A 17755-nucleotide genomic window follows, 5' to 3' on the forward strand; every position below is an offset into this window, starting at 1 on the left:
GGACGGTCGTGACCAGGTGAACAGGCATGATTGATCTACCAAGCGCAGGTCTTGTGACCGCCAACGAAAACTCGGCGATGGTGCTGCTGGTGGACGATCAGGCAATGATCGGCGAAGCGGTGCGGCGTGGGCTGGCCCATGAAGAGAATATCGACTTCCACTTCTGTGCCGATCCGCATCAGGCCATCGCCCAGGCCATGCGCATCAAGCCGACGGTGATCCTCCAGGACCTGATCATGCCGGGCCTGGATGGCCTCACCCTGGTGCGCGAATACCGCAACCACCCGGCCACCCAGGACATCCCGATCATCGTCCTGTCGACCAAGGAAGACCCGTTGGTCAAGAGCGCCGCGTTTGCCGCCGGGGCGAATGATTACCTGGTCAAGCTGCCGGACACCATCGAACTGGTGGCGCGAATTCGCTACCACTCGCGCTCCTACATGACCCTGTTGCAGCGCGACGAGGCGTATCGCGCACTGCGCGTCAGCCAGCAGCAACTGCTCGACACCAATTTGATGCTGCAGAGCCTGATGAACTCCGATGGCTTGACCGGCTTGTCCAATCGCCGCCACTTCGACGAGTACCTGGAACTGGAGTGGCGCCGGGCCATGCGTGAGCAGCAGCAGCTGTCGCTGTTGATGATCGACGTCGACTACTTCAAGGCCTTCAACGACAGCTTCGGCCACCTGGCCGGTGACGAGGCGCTGCGCCAGGTGGCTGCAGCGATTCGCAATTCATGCTCACGGCCAAGCGACCTGCCGGCGCGCTACGGCGGCGAAGAGTTCGCTCTGGTGCTGCCTAACACCTCGCCGGGCGGCGCCCGCCTGATTGCCGAAAAACTGCGCCAGTCGGTCTACGCCCTGGGCATTGCCCACACCGCACCCGAGGCCGATGCGCGGCTGACCGTGAGCCTGGGCATCGCTACCTTGACCCCGGCCATCGGTAGCCATTGCCGGCAACTGATCTCGGCCGCCGACAAGGGCCTGTACCTGGCCAAGAATAATGGGCGCAATCAGGCCGGTATTGCCTGATAAGCGCCTTGCGCCTGCCCGGCGGGTCTGCCGCCGTGGCTCGGACTGGTTTATACTCACCGGCTTTTCACCGAATTCGCGCGAGTAGCCTGCCCAATGGAAATCCAACCGATCCTCAACACCATCAAAGACCTCACCGAACGTTCCGAATCGATTCGGGGGTATCTTTGACTACGATCTGAAAGCTGAGCGCCTGATCGAAGTCAACCGCGAGCTGGAAGACCCGGCCGTGTGGAACAAACCCGAGTACGCCCAGGAGCTGGGCCGCGAGCGCGCCATGCTGGCGCAGATCGTCGGCACCCTGGACGAGATGTCCAGTGGCCTGGCCGATTCGCGCGAGCTGCTCGACATGGCCGTCGAAGAAAACGACGAAGCGGCGGTCAACGACGTTGTCGAAGTGCTCGAAGGACTCGAAGAGTCCCTGGCCAAGCTGGAATTCCGTCGCATGTTCAGCGGCGAGATGGACATGAACAACGCCTACCTGGATATCCAGGCCGGTTCCGGCGGTACCGAAGCACAGGACTGGGCCAACATCCTCCTGCGCATGTACCTGCGCTGGGCCTCCAAGCGTGGCTTCGACGCCACCATCATGGAGCTGTCCGAAGGTGAAGTCGCCGGCATCAAAGGCGCCACCGTGCACATCAAGGGTGAGTACGCGTTCGGCTGGTTGCGTACCGAGATTGGCGTTCATCGCCTGGTGCGCAAGAGCCCGTTCGACTCCGGCGCGCGTCGTCATACCTCCTTCTCGGCAGTGTTCGTCTCGCCCGAGATCGACGACAAGGTCGAGATCGACATCAACCCGTCCGACCTGCGTATCGACACCTACCGCTCCTCGGGTGCCGGTGGTCAGCACGTCAACACCACCGACTCGGCGGTCCGGATCACTCACGTGCCGACCAACACCGTGGTCAGCTGCCAGAACGAACGTTCTCAGCACGCCAACAAGGACACCGCCATGAAAATGCTGCGGGCCAAGTTGTACGAGCTGGAAATGCAAAAGCGCAGCGCAGCCTCGCAGGCTCTGGAAGACAGCAAGTCGGACATCGGCTGGGGTCACCAGATTCGCTCGTACGTGCTCGACGCGTCGCGAATCAAAGACCTGCGCACCAACATCGAACGCAGCGACTGTGACAAGGTGCTGGACGGCGATATCGACGAATACCTCGAAGCGAGCCTCAAGCAAGGCCTGTAACTTCTCGGCTGCTGAGCTGCAAGACCCTCGCCTGCGGGCGAGGGCAATGAATCCTTGATGGAAAATCTGACGACATGAGCGATCTCAAACTCGACCCGCAAGACCTGCAACAGGAAGAAAACACCCTGATCGCGTTGCGCAAGGAAAAACTTGCCGCCGAGCGTGCCAAGGGCCAGGCCTTCCCCAACGACTTCCGTCGCGACAGCTACTGCAGCGACCTGCAGAAGCAGTATGTCGACAAGACCAAGGAAGAGCTGGAAGCTGCAGCGATCCCGGTCAAGGTTGCCGGTCGTATCATGCTCAACCGTGGCTCGTTCATGGTTATCCAGGACATGACCGGGCGCATCCAGGTCTACGTCAACCGCAAGACCCTGCCGGAAGAGACCCTGGCTGCGGTCAAGACCTGGGACTTGGGCGACATCATTGCCGCCGAAGGCACCCTGGCGCGTTCCGGCAAGGGCGACCTGTACGTCGAGATGACCAGCGTGCGTCTGCTGACCAAATCGCTGCGTCCGTTGCCGGACAAGCACCACGGCCTGACCGACACCGAGCAGCGCTATCGCCAGCGCTACGTTGACCTGATGGTCAACGAAGAGACCCGCCACACCTTCCGTGTGCGTTCGCAGGTGATCTCGCACATCCGCAGCTTCCTTGCCAAGCGCGACTTCCTCGAAGTGGAAACGCCGATGCTGCAGACCATCCCAGGCGGCGCGGCGGCCAAGCCCTTCGAAACCCACCACAACGCGCTGGATATGCAGATGTTCCTGCGGATCGCGCCTGAGCTGTACCTCAAGCGTCTGGTCGTGGGTGGCTTCGAGAAGGTCTTCGAGATCAACCGCAACTTCCGTAACGAAGGTGTTTCGACCCGGCACAACCCCGAGTTCACCATGCTCGAGTTCTACCAGGCCTACGCCGACTACGAAGACAACATGGACCTCACCGAAGAGCTGTTCCGCGAGCTGGCGCAGCTGGTGCTGGGCAGCACCGACGTGCCTTACGGCGACAAGGTGTTCCACTTCGGAGAGCCGTTCGTGCGCCTGTCGGTGTTCGACTCGATCCTCAAGTACAACCCCGAGCTGACCGCCGCCGACCTGCAGGACGTCGACAAGGCCCGCGCGATTGCCAAGCAGGCAGGTGCCAAGGTGCTCGGCCACGAAGGCCTGGGCAAGCTGCAGGTGATGATTTTCGAAGAGCTGGTCGAGCACAAGCTGGAGCAGCCGCACTTCATTACCGAGTACCCGTTCGAAGTGTCGCCGCTGGCCCGCCGCAACGACGCCAACCCGAACGTCACCGACCGCTTCGAGCTGTTCATCGGTGGCCGCGAAATCGCCAACGCCTACTCCGAGCTCAATGATGCCGAAGACCAGGCCGAGCGCTTCCTGGCCCAAGTGGCGGAGAAGGACGCCGGTGATGACGAAGCCATGCACTACGACGCCGACTTCGTCCGTGCGCTGGAATACGGCATGCCGCCGACTGCCGGTGAAGGCATCGGTATCGACCGCCTGGTGATGTTGCTGACCAACTCGCCGTCGATCCGTGATGTGATCCTGTTCCCGCATATGCGCCCACAGGCCTGAGTGCTGTGAACAAGCCGCCTTTCGAGGCGGCTTTTTCTTGGCTGTCATCCGCGGCTCGGCCGCTGGGTGACAGCAGTGCTGTACGACGATCAATTCCACGAGGTATTCAGCGTGAACCCAGCAATCGCCGAACAAGGCGCAGCCGGCGTAGCCAGCGCCGTTGCTGAAAGCGTGCAGTACCAAGGGCGCAAGACCAGCCGCCAGGGCAGTGAACAACGCCGCCAGCTGATTCTCGATGCAGCGATGCGCATCGTCGTCCGCGACGGCGTGCGCGGCGTGCGCCACCGCGCCGTAGCCGCCGAGGCCGGTGTGCCGCTGTCGGCCACCACCTACTACTTCAAGGACATCGAAGACCTGCTCACCGATACCTTTGCCCAGTACGTCGAGCGCAGCGCCGACTACATGGCCAAGCTGTGGGCGACCAGTGAAGGGGTGTTGCGCCAGTTGCTCGCGCAGGACGATGGCAGCGCCGCATCACGGACGCGGCTGGTCGATGAAATCGCGCGGATGACCGCCGACTACGTCAGCCGGCAACTGAGCAATCGGCGTGACTTTCTCATGGCCGAGCAGGCCTTCCGCCAGGAGGCCTTGCTCTGCCCGCGGCTGGCCGAGCTTGTGCGCGCGCACGAACGGATCCTCGCGCAAGGCGCGCGGCAGATGCTCCAGGTAATCGGCTCGCATCATCCCGAGCAGGACGCACAGATGTTGACGGCGATTATCGAGCAGATGGAATATCAAGGCCTGCTTGAACAAACGAACGGGCAGGCCGATGGGCAGATGCTCGCTATTCTTACCCGCTACCTGCACCTGGTGCTGGCATCGGTCTGAGCTGCGAGCGGTTTGCGCTGTCACCGATCTATCTAGGAGAGCCTGATGAAAGCCTGGCGTATGGTGTTGTTGACGTTGTCATTCCTGATGCTGGGCGGTTGTCTGGTGACCTTTGGCGACCCGCTGCCGGCCAACCAGACCGCACCCAAGGCGTTACTGGGCAAGTGGAGCAGCAAGGATGCCTGGGGTGAGCCGCTCAAGCTGAGCATCAGCCGCGCGGCTGGCAACAGCTACAAGGCGCTGGCCACTGCCAAAGGCAAGCCGGCTGAAGACTACGTGTTTACCGTGGCCCGTCATGGCAGCCGCTGGTACCTGTCGGCCGGGGTGCCAAAGCGCCTGGGCGGCAACTTCCTGATTGGCGGCTTCGAGGTCAGCGCCGACGGCAAGGAACTGGTGGTGTACAACCTGGACGTCGATCAGGTGCACGAGGCGCTCACGCGCAAGGAACTCAGCGGGCGCAGTATCGAGGTGCCGGAAGACAACGGTCCGGGCGTGTTGATCGACAGCCCGACCGAGCGAGTGCTGGCCTATCTGGATGACCCGGCCAACTCTGACCTGTTCGTCGAAGTGGCGCGCTTCCAGCGCGTCGGCAAGTAATAGCCGCTACAAGGAATTAGCCGTGGACGAGTATCAGCAGACCATTCGCGCGTTGTCCGACCGCATTGTCGTGGCGCAGACGCCGATCCGCGTGCTCGATGCGGTGAAGTGGGACGATAACATCCGCCAGGCCTTCATCAACGGCAAGGGCAAAGAGCCGCCTGCCGTGGACCGCGCCTATTACCAGTCGCGCCCCCTGGGCTTCGATTCGAGTGCATTGAAGGCCGAGTTTCAGAGCATCGAGCGCGATATCACTCGCCAGCTTGGCCAGTTCAACCCGGTCGGGCAGATCATGCGGCGCATGTGCCGCGAGTACCGCATGGTGGTGCGCATGCTGGAAGCGCGCGGCACCGAGGACTTCGGCCTGATTTCGCAGGAGCTGTATGGTGCAGCTTCCGATGCGTTTCATGCCGGCGACCCGACCCTGGCCGACCTTGGCCTGATGCTTTCTGATTACCTGAACAACATCGATGGCCGCGGCGATCTCAAGGACGAGCCGAAGAACCTCACGGCCAAGCAAGCGGTGGATATCCTCCAGCGCCGGCTGAATACGGTGTTCGGCGAGGCCGAAGGCACCATCCGCGTGTTCGAGTCCGACGGTATCGTGGCCGATGCAGCGGCGGGCGCCGACTACATCAAGGTGCGCGCCGATGCCATGTTCAACAGCCGTGATGTGCGTGCGCTGGAGGTTCATGAAGGGCTGGTGCATGTTGGTACCACGCTCAACGGGCTTAACCAGCCGATCTGCACCTTCCTCGCCAAGGGGCCGCCGTCGTCGACTGTGACCCAGGAAGGCCTGGCCATCCTTATGGAAGTGATCGCCTTTGCCTCGTACCCGAGTCGCCTGCGCAAGCTGACCAACCGCACGCGGGCCATTCACATGGTCGAGCAGGGCGCCGATTTCATGCAGGTGTATGAGTTCTTCCGTGGCCAGGGCTTCGAGATCGGCCAGAGCTACAGCAACGCCAGCCGAGTGTTCCGCGGCTCGGTGCCGAACGGCCTGCCATTCACCAAGGACTTGTCCTACCTCAAGGGCTTCATCATGGTTTACAACTACATTCAGTTGGCGGTGAAGAAGGGCAAACTTGAGCAGATCCCGTTGTTGTTCTGCGGCAAGACCACTCTGGAGGACATGCGCACCCTGCGTCAGCTGGTCGAAGAAGGCCTGGTCGAACCGCCCAAATACCTGCCCGAGCAGTTTCGCGACCTGAATGCGCTGTCTGCCTGGATGTGCTTCTCCAACTTCCTCAATCACCTGAGCCTTGATCGCATTGAAGCCGACTACGCGAACATTCTGTAAAGGCCTGGCGCTGACACTGGCGCTGACCCTCGGCGGCTGCAGCAGCCTGCTGTTCTATCCCGAGCCGGGCCAGGCATTCACCCCCGAGCGGGCCAAGCTGGCCTATCGCGATGTGACCCTGACCACCAGTGATGGCGTGCGCTTGCACGGCTGGTGGCTGCCGGCCAAGGATGGCGTCGAGGTCAAGGGTACGGTGCTGCACCTGCACGGCAACGGCGGCAACCTGCCTGGGCACCTCGGCGGCAGCTACTGGCTGCCGGAGCAGGGCTACCAGGTGTTGATGATCGACTATCGCGGTTATGGCCTGTCTGAAGGCAAGCCAAGCCTGCCTGAGGTGTACGAAGACATAGCTGCGGCCATGAGCTGGCTTGAACGGGCGCCTGAGGTGCAGGGCAAACCACTGGTGCTGCTGGGGCAGAGCCTGGGCGGAGCGATGGCGATTCATTACCTGGCGGGCCACCCTGAGCAGCGTCAGCGCTTCAGTGCGCTGGTGTTCGATGGCGTGCCGGCCAGTTATCGCTCGGTCGGGCGATACGCGCTGGGTACCGGTTGGCTGACCTGGCCGCTGCAGGTGCCGTTGTCATGGCTGGTGCCCGACGGCGACAGCGCGATCCGTTCGATCGAGCGCCTGGACAGCCCGCCGAAGTTGTTTTTCCACAGCATCGACGATGCCCTGGTGCCGCTGGAAAACGGTCTGGACTTGTACCGTCATGCGCCACCACCACGGGTGTTGCAACTGACCCGCGGCGGCCACGTGCAGACCTTTGCCGACCCGACCTGGCGCCAGGTGATGATCCGCTTCCTGGATGATCCGACCCATTTCAACGGCCTGCGGCGCTTGGCCGAAGTGCCTAATTTCCCTGATGAGAAGAACAAGCAATGAGTGAAGAACGCAACGCCATCCCGCTGATTCTGACCGGCGTCGGTAGCATCATCGTGACGGTAGGGGCCCTCTGGTATTACGGCTACCTGCATTTTGCCAAGCCTGAGGATGCCCTGTTGCTGCAGGACTTCACCATGCTCAAGACGGTGCCGGGCGAGGATTACAAGGTCTCGCTGGAGCCTGCGGCGCAGGTGGCGCAGTGCATGGATGGGGTGTTGGTATTGATCGATATGCAGCAGAAGGGCCTGACCGGTGTGCTGGTCGACAATCGCAAGCGTGCGGTGCGCTGTGTTGGCGAGGAGACGCCGCGGCAAGTGCAGTGAATCGCATCGGGGCCGCTGCTCGGCCCCAGCAATTCTGAAACTCCCGCCAAAGCAGAACACAAAAAAACCGCGTGAGCCCAAAGGCTTCACGCGGTTTTTGTTTGTCGCGACGGGGCTGCCAGGCAGCCCCGCTGGCAACCCTTACTGGTTGGCAGCAGTACGCGGTGCAACCGGCTGGTTGTCGTTGGAAATGGTTACTTCCACACGACGGTTCTGGGCACGGCCGGAGTTGCTGGTGTTGTCAGCAACCGGGTATTCCTTGCCATAGCCCTGCGAGACGATACGCGCTGGATCTACACCGGCACGTACCAGGGCCATGCGCACAGCGCCAGCACGACGCTCGGACAGGCTCTGGTTGTAGCTGGCCGAACCGACGCTGTCGGTGTAGCCCTCGACAATCACTTTACGCTCTGGGTTTTCAGCCAGGAACTGCGCCAGCTTGGTCACGTTGGGCAGGGCGCTGCTCTTCAGTTCAGCCTTGTTGAAGTCAAACAGCACGTCGCCGAAGGTCACCAGGGTGCCACGGTCGGTCTGTTTGGCGTTCAGGCTGTCCTGCAGCTTCTTGATCTGGGCGTCACGGGCATCCAGGCGAGCCTGGGCACGTTGCGCCGAAGCGTTCTTCAGCTCGCCTTCAGCAGCGCGCAGGGCGATGGTCTGCTTGGCGACTTCAACGCGCTGGCTGGTCAGGTAGGCCAGCTGGTCGACTTTCTTGGTGTCTTCGCGATCCATGTAGGCCTTGTCGGCCTTGTTCAGCCAATCCTGCGCGTCCTTGGTCTCAAGGGCGGCCAGTTTGGTCGACTGTGGATCGCTCTGCAGCGCTGAGAAGCTGGTGCGAGCAGACTCGAGGTTGGCGTTTGGATCATGCGAGCAAGCAGCAAGGCCAACACTCAGGGCCAGCAGAGCGGGGATCATGACGTAGTTGCGCATAGTGTTCTTCCTTTAATCAGTAACGAAGGCTGGGGGAGGCGGGCAGGCTTATTCAGCGCTGCGCAGGCCTTCCTCACGCAGTTCCTGGACGCCTTGGCGGGAGTCCTGCACGGCTTTTTGCGCTTTGGCAGCCTGTGCCTTGCGCTCTGCTACGCGGGCGTCCCACTCAGCCTGCTCGGCGAGCACCTTGGCTTCTTCGTACTTTTTGTCGTGCATGGCAATTTCAGCTTTCTTGAACTTGTCCTGCGCCGCTTTCATTTCCACCGCAGCGAACTCGGTACCACCGGAGCTCACCGCCGCGTTGACCGCAGATTGGGTCACGGCGTACTGCTCGGTTGGCGGCTTGCCGGCGCAACCAGCGAGGACAAACGTGCTGCCCAGGGCCAGCGCGGCCAGTTTCAGGCCATGCATGCGGGTGGATGATGTTGGCATAGTGCGGCTCTTCATGTTGGTCAGCTCCATTGGATCACTCCTGATGACAATGTCCGTGGCAGTCCATCGCTCGTTCCCTGACAGTGCGCGCTTCAGCTGAACTGTGCACTACCACTGTGTGCAGGGTTTTAGCGTGATGGCTATTGGCTCGGACTGGAGCGTTTTTCGAATAGTTCCGAAAAAAATAGCAAGCCGTTACAAGTATTTTCTGACTGAACGGTCAGCGAGAAACTGCGGAACTTTCAGCTCGCGCAGGGGTAGGGCAGGGTAACTGCGGCGGGGCGCACGGGCCCCCCCGCGGTCGTCAGCACGTTATTTGGCAGGGTCTTGATCGGTGCTTGTGAACGTCTGCAGATGCTGCCGCGACAGCGCCAGAAAGCGCGGCGTAGAGCCTACGTCTTCATACATGGGGTCGCCTTGCTCATCGGTGGCAATGACCTGCCGGCCCTGCACATAGGGGAAGCTCGCTTCCAGCTCTTCGAGGGCCGAGGCGACCAGTTCGCCGAGCAGTTCTTCGGCGGTGCGTTTGGGGAACATATCGATCAGCGCGGCCAGGCGCGCCTCCGATTCCAGGTCCAGATGCAGGATGTGGCTGGTCGGGCTCAGGCTGCCTGCGGCGTTCTGTTCCCAGTGTTGGGCGAGTTCGCGGATTTTCATGATGACCTCTGTGCAGCTTGGATAGGGCGTGATGCCATGCACTGATTGGGAGTGGCTCTGCTCAACTTTAGTTGCTTTGGCGGTGTCAGGCTTGCCTTGAGCGCGCTGCTGTGGGCACTCTTGGGGCTGCTGGTTCCTGAATGGATGCGCGGACGAGCCGCGCTGGAGAAAGGCCTGATGACCGATATCGATGTACGCTTGCGTGAGGATGTCCATCTGTTGGGGGAACTGCTGGGTGAAACCATTCGCCAGCAGCATGGCGATGCGTTTTTGCAGAAGATCGAAGCCATCCGCCACAGCGCCAAGGCCGACCGCCGCGGCGCGGCCGAGCAGCTCAGCTCGACCCTCGACGACCTCGCCGATGACGAGCTGTTGCCGGTGGCGCGGGCATTCAACCAGTTTCTCAACCTGGCCAACATCGCCGAGCAGTATCAGCTCATCCACCGCCGCGCTGCCGACCAGCCCGAGCCGTTCGAGAGCCGGGTTTTGCCCGAGCTGCTGGCCCGCCTGAAGCAGGAAGGGCACAGCGACGATGCCCTCGCTCGGCAGTTGGCCAAGCTCGATATCCAACTGGTGCTGACCGCGCATCCAACCGAGGTCGCGCGGCGCACCCTGATCCAGAAATACGACGCCATCGCCGCGCAATTGGCCGTGCAGGATCACCGCGACCTGACCCCCGCCGAGCGCGAGCAGGTGCGCGACAAGCTGCGCCGATTGATCGCCGAGGCCTGGCACACCGAGGAAATCCGCCGCACCCGGCCGACCCCGGTGGACGAAGCCAAATGGGGCTTCGCAGTCATTGAACATTCACTGTGGCAGGCCGTGCCCAGCCATCTGCGCAAAGTCGACAAGGCGCTGTTCGAGGCAACCGGCCTGCGCCTGCCGCTAGAGTCGGCGCCGGTCCGTTTCGCCTCGTGGATGGGCGGTGATCGTGATGGCAACCCCAACGTCACCGCCGCCGTGACCCGCGAGGTGCTGCTGCTGGCGCGCTGGATGGCCGCGGACCTGTTCCTGCGTGATATCGATAGCCTGGCCGCCGAACTGTCGATGCAGCAGGCCAGTGCTGAACTGCTCGAACAGGCAGGCGAGGGCGCTGAACCCTATCGCAGTGTGCTCAAGCAGCTGCGCGAGCGCCTGCGTGCGACTCGCAGCTGGGCCCAGGCCGCACTGACCAGCAACCAACCGCCTGGTGCCCAGGTACTCAGCGACAACCGCCAGCTGCTCGACCCGCTGGAGCTGTGCTACCGCTCGCTGCACGAGTGCGGCATGGGGGTGATCGCCGATGGCCCGCTGCTCGACTGCCTGCGCCGCGCCGTCACCTTTGGCTTGTTCCTGGTGCGCCTGGACGTGCGCCAGGACGCTGCTCGCCATCGCGATGCGATGAGCGAGATCACCGACTACCTCGGCCTTGGCCGTTATGCCGACTGGGATGAAGAGCAGCGCATCGAATTCCTCCAGGCTGAACTGAAAAATCGCCGGCCGTTGCTCCCGGCCCATTTCAAACCGCAGGCCGAGACCGCCGAGGTCCTCGATACCTGCCGCGAGGTGGCCGCCGCGCCGGCGGCGTCACTTGGCTCATACGTCATCTCCATGGCCGGCGCGGCATCGGATGTGCTGGCCGTGCAACTGCTGCTCAAGGAAGCCGGCCTGACCCGGCCAATGCGCGTGGTGCCGTTGTTCGAGACCCTGGCCGACCTGGACAACGCCGGCCCGGTCATGCAACGGCTGCTCGGCCTGCCGGGTTACCGCAGCGGCCTGCGCGGCCCGCAGGAAGTGATGATCGGTTACTCCGACTCGGCCAAGGACGCCGGCACCACGGCGGCGGCTTGGGCGCAGTATCGCGCCCAGGAAACCCTGGTGCAGATCTGCCGCGAGCATCAGGTCGAACTGCTGCTGTTCCACGGCCGTGGCGGCACCGTCGGCCGCGGCGGTGGCCCGGCCCATGCGGCGATCCTGTCGCAGCCACCCGGCTCGGTCGCCGGGCGCTTCCGTACCACCGAGCAGGGCGAGATGATCCGCTTCAAGTTCGGCTTGCCGGGCATCGCCGAGCAGAACCTCAACCTGTATCTGGCCGCCGTGCTCGAAGCCACCCTGCTGCCGCCACCGCCGCCTGAGCCGGCCTGGCGCGAGGTGATGGACCAACTCGCCGCCGATGGCGTCAAGGCCTATCGCGGGGTGGTGCGCGAGAACCCTGACTTCGTCGAGTACTTCCGCCAGTCGACTCCCGAGCAGGAGCTGGGCCGCCTGCCGCTGGGCAGTCGCCCGGCCAAGCGCCGCGCGGGCGGTATCGAAAGTCTACGGGCAATTCCATGGATCTTCGGCTGGACGCAGACACGGCTGATGCTGCCGGCCTGGCTTGGTTGGGAAAGCGCCCTGAACAATGCCTTGGCGCGCGGCCAGGGTGAGCTGTTGGCGCAGATGCGCGAGCAGTGGCCGTTCTTCCGCACCCGCATCGACATGCTCGAGATGGTCCTGGCCAAGGCCGATGCGCAAATTGCCGAGGCCTACGACCAACGTCTAGTGCAACCCGAGCTGCTGCCATTGGGTGCGCACCTGCGCGACCTATTGTCGCAGTCATGCCAGGTGGTATTGGGCCTGACCGGGCAGCCGGTGCTACTCGCACACAGCCCTGAGACCCTCGAATTCATTAGCCTGCGCAACACCTATCTGGACCCGCTGCATCGCCTTCAGGCCGAGCTGCTGGAGCGCTCGCGCAGCCGTGAAGCCGCTCTGGACAGCCCGCTGGAGCAGGCGCTGCTGGTCACTGTGGCAGGGATTGCCGCCGGCCTGCGCAACACCGGTTAGGGTGCCTCCAAAGGAGGCTCAGGTGGGCGGGGGCGGGCTACGATAGTGCACGGCAGAACAGGGTTGCACCGAGGGCAACCCTTGCCACGGCAGGTCGCAAGTGGCGGTTTATCGCAACTTTGGGACGCTTGTCTGGTCGCCGGGCGCTGTGTATCTTGATCAGCCTTTTGACCGATTTTCTGGTCGACACCTGATTTTCCGGACTTGGCCCTGACGCCGACTCCGTTGATTTGCATAAAAAAATATGAGGAGCACAAGATGCGCGTAATTCTGCTGGGAGCTCCCGGGGCCGGTAAAGGTACTCAGGCAAAATTCATCACCGAAAAGTTCTCGATCCCACAGATCTCCACCGGCGACATGTTGCGTGCCGCAGTGAAGGCTGGCACCCCCCTGGGCATCGAAGCCAAGGCGATCATGGACGCTGGCAAGCTGGTTTCCGACGAGCTGATCATCAACCTGGTCAAGGACCGTATCGCCCAGCCAGACTGCGCCAACGGTTTCCTCTTCGACGGCTTCCCGCGCACTATTCCGCAGGCTGAAGCGCTGGTCACTGCCGGCGTCGAGCTGGACGCTGTGGTCGAGATCGCTGTGGAAGATGAAGAGATCGTTCAGCGCATTGCTGGCCGTCGCGTCCACGAAGGCTCGGGTCGCGTCTATCACGTGGTCTACAACCCGCCAAAGGTTGCCGGCAAAGACGACGTGACTGGCGAAGATCTGGTCCAGCGTAAAGACGACACCGAAGAAACCGTGCGTCATCGCCTGTCGGTCTATCACGACCAGACCAAGCCATTGGTCAACTTCTACCAGAAGCTTGGCGCTGCCAACGGCAAGCCGAAGTACAGCCACATCGAAGGTGTCGGCTCGGTTGAAGCAATCACTGCCAAGGTCCTCGCAGCCCTGAGCTGATCGTTACCTTGCATACGACAACGGCCCGCTTGCGGGCCGTTGTCGTTTATACTGGCGCTCTTTTTCTTGCGTCTGGAAACCCGTTCGATGACCACCTTGCTGGCCCTGGATACCGCCACCGAAGCCTGTTCCGTTGCATTGCTGCATGACGGCAAGGTCACCAGCCACTATGAGGTCATCCCGCGTCTGCACGCGCAAAAGCTGCTGCCGATGATCAAGCAGTTGCTGGCCGACGCGGGCGTGGCGCTTAGCGCTGTCGACGCCATCGCCTTCGGTCGCGGCCCTGGCGCCTTCACCGGCGTGCGCATTGCCATTGGCGTGGTCCAGGGCCTGGCCTTCGCCCTGGAGCGGCCGGTGCTACCGGTTTCCAACCTCGCCGCGCTGGCCCAAGGCGTGTTGCGTGAGCGTGGCATCGCTCAGGTTGCCGCAGCCATCGATGCGCGCATGGATGAAGTCTACTGGGGCTGCTATCAGGCCACTGCTGGCGAGATGCGCCTGGTTGGCCGCGAAGCGGTGCTGCCGCCGGAGCGGGTAGCGCTGCCGGATGGTAGCAGCGGCGACTGGTTCGGCGCCGGCACTGGCTGGGTTTACCACGAGCGCCTGGCGGTACCGGTCAGCGCCATGGACACCAGCTTGCTACCCAGCGCGCTCGATGTGCTGAGCCTGGCCGGGTTTGCCTGGGCCCGCGGTGAAGCGGTCGCCGCCGACCAGGCGCAACCGGTTTATCTGCGCGATAACGTGGCCACGCCCAAGGCGGTTTAAGCGGCTGTTCGTCGGCTGCTTACTTTTGCGCTAAACCTTTGGTGAGAACTGTGGTCCAGTTATCACAACGGCATTAGCGATGGATCTCTGATGCTGCTAAATTGCCATCATTGATCCTGAGTGTTCATTTCATGCGTATCGACGGCTTCTCACCGCAGTCCTATCCGATCAAGCGCGCTCCGCGCAAGGCACCGGTGCGTGACGAAGCAGTCGAAGATGCCGAGCTGATCGAAGAGTCCGAGGTCGCGCAGGAGACCCGCACTCGCCGCAGCGCGGGTGGCTTGCCCGCCCGCCAGCAGGACATGGTTTTTCCCCGCGCCCGCGACCGGCGCACTGCAACCGCTCTGGCCAGCTACATGGCGACTGCAGGATTCACCGATTGGGATATGGAAGTGTTGGGGCTTGATCTGTACATTTGATGGATGAAGCCATCGCCCCTGCCATACTTTCTCGGTTGCCCGTCCTGGAGCGAAAGCGCCTGGCGCGACTATCTCTACCCCGCCGATGCCCGCGTCACTGACTACCTCGCGCTGTACAGCCAGGTCTTCAACGCCGTCGAAGGCAATACCACCTTTTATGCCAGCCCGGCACCGTCCACGGTAGAACGCTGGGCGCAGATCATGCCGCCCGGCTTTCGCTTCACCGCCAAATTCCCGCGTGAAGTCAGCCATGGCGGTGATCTACGTGAGCAACTTGAGGCAGGGTTGGCCTTTACCCGGCTGATGGCGCCGCTGGGTGAGCGGGTCGCGCCGTACTGGCTGCAGTTGCCGGCCACCTTTGGCCCTTCGCGGTTGCCCGAGCTTGCGTACTTTCTGCAAGAGATCGGCGTGCCGGTTGCAGTCGAGGTGCGTAACGACGCTTTTTTCGCTCGCGGCGAAGAAGAGCGGTCGCTCAATCGTCTGCTGCATGGCATGGGTGTCGAGCGCATCTGTCTGGACTCGCGTGCGTTGTTCAGCTGCACCTCACGCGAGCCTGCCGTGTTGCATGCGCAGAGCAAGAAGCCTCGCGTACCAGCGCGTCCGGCTGCTTTCAGCCAGCACCCACAGGTGCGCTTCATCGGCCAGCCTGAAGTGATTGGCAACGAGCCGTTCCTGACGCCATGGGTGAGCAAGGTCGCCGAGTGGATCGAAGCCGGCCTGAGCCCTTATGTGTTTCTGCATACTTCCGATAACCAGCAAGCGGCGGCCCTGGCTCAGCACTTTCACCAGCGCTTGAGCGAGCGTCTGCCGGGGTTGCCAGCACTGGCGGAATTGCCACGAGCGCCTGAGGTCGAACAGCTGGGTCTACTCTGACCACTCGTCAATCTGCCGGAGCCAGTGATCATGGATGTACAAACCCTGCGAGCTGAGGCCTTCAAGGCGCTGCATGAGCGTGACGGTGCCTTTGTCATGGCCAATCCCTGGGACGCCGGCTCGGCCAAACTCCTGGCCAGCATGGGCTTCGAAGCGCTGGCGACCACCAGTGCCGGCCTTGCCTTCAGCCTCGGCCGCGCCGATGCCGAGGGTGCGCTGAGCCTGGACGATACTTTGGACAACGCCCGCGCCATCGTCGATGCGAGCGCCTTGCCAGTCGCCGCCGACCTGGAAAACGGCTTTGGCGACTTGCCTGAAGACTGCGCCCAGGCGATCCTGCGCGCGGCCGAGGCGGGCCTGGTGGGCGGCTCGATCGAGGACGCCACTACCCGCAGCGATGCCCCCATCTATGACATGGGCCTGGCCGTCGAGCGGATCCGTGCCGCCGCCCAGGCCGCGCGTAGCCTGCCGTTCACCTTCACCCTGTGCGCCCGCGCGGAAAACCTGTTGCATGAGCGGATGGACCTCGACGACACCATCCTGCGCTTGCAGGCCTACGCCGAAGCGGGGGCCGATGTGCTCTACGCACCAGGCCTGCGCAGCGCCGACGAAGTGCGCGCGGTGGTGCAGGCGCTGGCACCCAAGCCGGTCAACGTGCTGATGGGCCTGGCTGGCGTGCCATTGAACGTCAACCAGCTGCAGGACCTTGGCGTGCGCCGCATCAGCGTCGGCTCGTCACTGGCCCGCGCGGCCTTTGGCGCGCTGCAGCGGGCAGCGCTGGAAATCCGCGAGCAGGGCACCTTCAGTTACGCCGAGCAGAGCATGCCGTTTGCTCAGCTCAACGATCTGTTCCGTCGCTAAGCCTTGATGCGCTGGCTCGGTTGGCTGCTGGTCATCCTCTCTCTGGCGGCGGCGCAAGCCTGGTACCTGGGCTGGCGCCCGCCTGCCGCCTGGAACCCATGGGCAGCGCTCGACGTACGCCAGCCGCCTAACTGGTTGACCGCGTACAAGCTGTCGCGGCTGCGCCAGGATCCAGCCCTGTGCGAACAAGCCCTGCAAAGCTCCGGCCTGCGTTATCGCGCCCAGGCCGACAGCCCGGCCAGCGCGCGCTGCCCTTTGAGCAATGTGTGGCGGGTCGAGGCAGGCCAGGCCAGCCTGAGTAGCAGTTTCCTCGCCAGCTGCCCGCTGGCGGTGGCCTATGCCTTGTTCGAGACCCATGGCTTGCAGCCGGCCGCGCAGCGCGTGTTTGGCCAGCCGGTGACAAGGGTCGAGCACCTTGGCAGCTTTGCCTGTCGCAATGTGTACAACCGCAAGGAAGGGCGCCTGAGCCAGCATGCGACGGCCAACGCCCTCGATATCAGCGCTTTTCGGCTCAAGGATGGCCAGCGCATCGTGCTGGCGCAGGACTGGCAGGTTGGCGGGCAAAAGGCTGAGTTTCTGCGCGAGGTGCGCAAGGCTGCATGTGCCAGCTTCAGTACGGTGCTAGGCCCGGACTACAACGCTGCTCATCACAATCATTTTCACCTGGACATGGGCGTCTGGCAGGTCTGCCGTTAGGCATGTACGCGCACGTTGTTCAGCACCACCGGGCGTGCCCAGTGCATGTCGAACTCAAGGTCGTGCTGCTGCAGCGTCAGGGTCGGCTGATCGAACGGCTCCGGCGCCGGGTCGAGCAAGTCCATGTCGAATTCGGCAATCGGCAGGTACAGCGGGCGCGGCGCGGGGGCGGCGCCAGGCGTTGGCAGCGGCTGGCCCTGGTGCATGACGACCGGGCGTAACCAGCTGTTGGTAAGGTCCATATCGCGCTGCTGCTCGATCATCTCGGCGGCGCTGAACGGCTCTGGTGCAGGTTCGAGCAGTGCGGCTTCAAGCTCCGCCTTGGGCAGAAACAGCGGCTCGGGTGGCTTGACCTCGGTGTCGCTGACCTGACAGCTACGCTGTAGGTCGATCAATGCCAAGGCGCGGGCGCCGCCGGTGGGCTCACCACTGACTTGGTCATGCTGCTGCAGCGCCTGGCTGACCGGGTCCACTTCGACAGCACTTTGGTCGGCCATCGCTCGGGCGAAGAAATCCTGCCACAGATGGCTGACGCCACCGAGTGCCTGGGTATTCTGCCGACCGTAGTTGCCGACAGGCGACAGGTAGGTCAAGCCGATGGGAAGAGTGTCTGTCATGGCAGTCGCGGCGGTTCAGCTCTGGCACAATAGCGGATACTGCGTGTATCGGCCGTGGCCGGGGTTTCA

Annotated in this window: 19 protein-coding genes; 15 read left to right on the top strand and 4 right to left on the bottom strand. The window is 63.0% G+C overall.

Features of this window, described 5'->3' with window-relative positions; genetic code table 11:
* Positions 1-26: 26 nt before the first annotated feature.
* From IDM28_RS05365 to IDM28_RS05400, 8 genes are all read left to right on the top strand, one after another.
* Positions 27-1031: a PleD family two-component system response regulator gene (locus IDM28_RS05365; protein WP_188035508.1), complete on the top strand. Its 1005-nt coding sequence runs from the start codon at positions 27-29 to the stop codon at positions 1029-1031.
* Positions 1032-1127: 96 nt separating this feature from the next.
* A protein-coding gene (gene prfB, locus IDM28_RS05370; protein WP_101317151.1) for a peptide chain release factor 2 occupies positions 1128-2223 on the top strand; the annotation gives its coding sequence in 2 pieces (ribosomal slippage) (positions 1128-1199 and positions 1201-2223; 1095 coding nt in all).
* A gap of 74 nt (positions 2224-2297) precedes the next feature.
* Complete coding sequence (lysS, locus tag IDM28_RS05375) at positions 2298-3800, top strand: lysine--tRNA ligase (protein ID WP_101317154.1); 1503 nt, start codon at positions 2298-2300, stop codon at positions 3798-3800.
* Between the two features lie 123 nt (positions 3801-3923).
* Positions 3924-4628, top strand: coding sequence for a TetR/AcrR family transcriptional regulator (locus IDM28_RS05380; protein WP_101322957.1), 705 nt, complete (start codon positions 3924-3926; stop codon positions 4626-4628).
* 45 nt (positions 4629-4673) lie between these two features.
* Positions 4674-5225 carry a hypothetical protein gene (locus IDM28_RS05385; protein WP_101317156.1) on the top strand — a complete coding sequence of 184 codons (552 nt, stop codon included), beginning with the start codon at positions 4674-4676 and terminating at the stop codon, positions 5223-5225.
* A 22-nt stretch (positions 5226-5247) separates the two neighbouring features.
* A complete protein-coding gene (locus tag IDM28_RS05390) occupies positions 5248-6525 on the top strand; it encodes a flavohemoglobin expression-modulating QEGLA motif protein (protein WP_101317158.1) in 1278 nt (425 codons plus the stop codon).
* Positions 6497-7408, top strand: coding sequence for an alpha/beta hydrolase (locus IDM28_RS05395; RefSeq protein WP_181106149.1), 912 nt, complete (start codon positions 6497-6499; stop codon positions 7406-7408). The genes IDM28_RS05390 and IDM28_RS05395 overlap by 29 nt, the downstream gene beginning before the upstream one ends.
* Positions 7405-7731, top strand: coding sequence for a hypothetical protein (locus IDM28_RS05400; protein ID WP_101317164.1), 327 nt, complete (start codon positions 7405-7407; stop codon positions 7729-7731). The genes IDM28_RS05395 and IDM28_RS05400 overlap by 4 nt, the downstream gene beginning before the upstream one ends.
* A 141-nt stretch (positions 7732-7872) precedes the next feature.
* On the opposite strand, the gene IDM28_RS05405 is transcribed toward IDM28_RS05400, so the two are convergent.
* From IDM28_RS05405 to IDM28_RS05415, 3 genes are all read right to left on the bottom strand, one after another.
* Entirely contained in the window at positions 7873-8658 is a 786-nt protein-coding gene (locus IDM28_RS05405) for an OmpA family protein (RefSeq protein WP_101317166.1), read from the bottom strand.
* 48 nt (positions 8659-8706) lie between these two features.
* Entirely contained in the window at positions 8707-9120 is a 414-nt protein-coding gene (locus tag IDM28_RS05410) for a DUF4398 domain-containing protein (RefSeq protein ID WP_101317168.1), read from the bottom strand.
* A gap of 282 nt (positions 9121-9402) precedes the next feature.
* Positions 9403-9747 carry a pilin assembly protein gene (locus tag IDM28_RS05415; protein WP_101317170.1) on the bottom strand — a complete coding sequence of 115 codons (345 nt, stop codon included), beginning with the start codon at positions 9745-9747 and terminating at the stop codon, positions 9403-9405.
* Positions 9748-9924: 177 nt separating this feature from the next.
* Here IDM28_RS05415 and ppc point away from each other — a divergent pair, with 177 nt between their 5' ends.
* From ppc to IDM28_RS05450, 7 genes are all read left to right on the top strand, one after another.
* On the top strand, positions 9925-12552 hold the full coding sequence (gene ppc, locus IDM28_RS05420) for a phosphoenolpyruvate carboxylase (protein ID WP_188035509.1): 2628 nt from the start codon (positions 9925-9927) through the stop codon (positions 12550-12552).
* Positions 12553-12810: 258 nt separating this feature from the next.
* Complete coding sequence (gene adk / locus IDM28_RS05425) at positions 12811-13458, top strand: adenylate kinase (protein WP_101317175.1); 648 nt, start codon at positions 12811-12813, stop codon at positions 13456-13458.
* Positions 13459-13545: 87 nt separating this feature from the next.
* Positions 13546-14220 (top strand): tRNA (adenosine(37)-N6)-threonylcarbamoyltransferase complex dimerization subunit type 1 TsaB, encoded by a 675-nt coding sequence (gene tsaB, locus IDM28_RS05430; protein ID WP_181088571.1) that lies wholly within the window; start codon positions 13546-13548, stop codon positions 14218-14220.
* Between the two features lie 131 nt (positions 14221-14351).
* Positions 14352-14639: a hypothetical protein gene (locus IDM28_RS05435; RefSeq protein WP_101317179.1), complete on the top strand. Its 288-nt coding sequence runs from the start codon at positions 14352-14354 to the stop codon at positions 14637-14639.
* 3 nt (positions 14640-14642) lie between these two features.
* Complete coding sequence (locus tag IDM28_RS05440; protein ID WP_188035510.1) at positions 14643-15512, top strand: DUF72 domain-containing protein; 870 nt, start codon at positions 14643-14645, stop codon at positions 15510-15512.
* 30 nt (positions 15513-15542) lie between these two features.
* Entirely contained in the window at positions 15543-16373 is an 831-nt protein-coding gene (locus IDM28_RS05445; RefSeq protein ID WP_101317183.1) for an oxaloacetate decarboxylase, read from the top strand.
* A 6-nt stretch (positions 16374-16379) separates the two neighbouring features.
* Positions 16380-17069, top strand: coding sequence for an extensin family protein (locus IDM28_RS05450; protein ID WP_188035511.1), 690 nt, complete (start codon positions 16380-16382; stop codon positions 17067-17069).
* Here IDM28_RS05450 and IDM28_RS05455 read toward each other — a convergent pair.
* The gene (locus IDM28_RS05455) at positions 17066-17686 is read right to left on the bottom strand and encodes an energy transducer TonB (RefSeq protein ID WP_188035512.1); all 621 of its coding nucleotides are present in this window, start codon (positions 17684-17686) and stop codon (positions 17066-17068) included. The genes IDM28_RS05450 and IDM28_RS05455 overlap by 4 nt on opposite strands.
* Positions 17687-17755: the final 69 nt, after the last annotated feature.

Source organism: Pseudomonas sp. EZ-C24, from assembly GCF_014525325.1.
Lineage (GTDB): Bacteria > Pseudomonadota > Gammaproteobacteria > Pseudomonadales > Pseudomonadaceae > Aquipseudomonas > Aquipseudomonas shirazensis.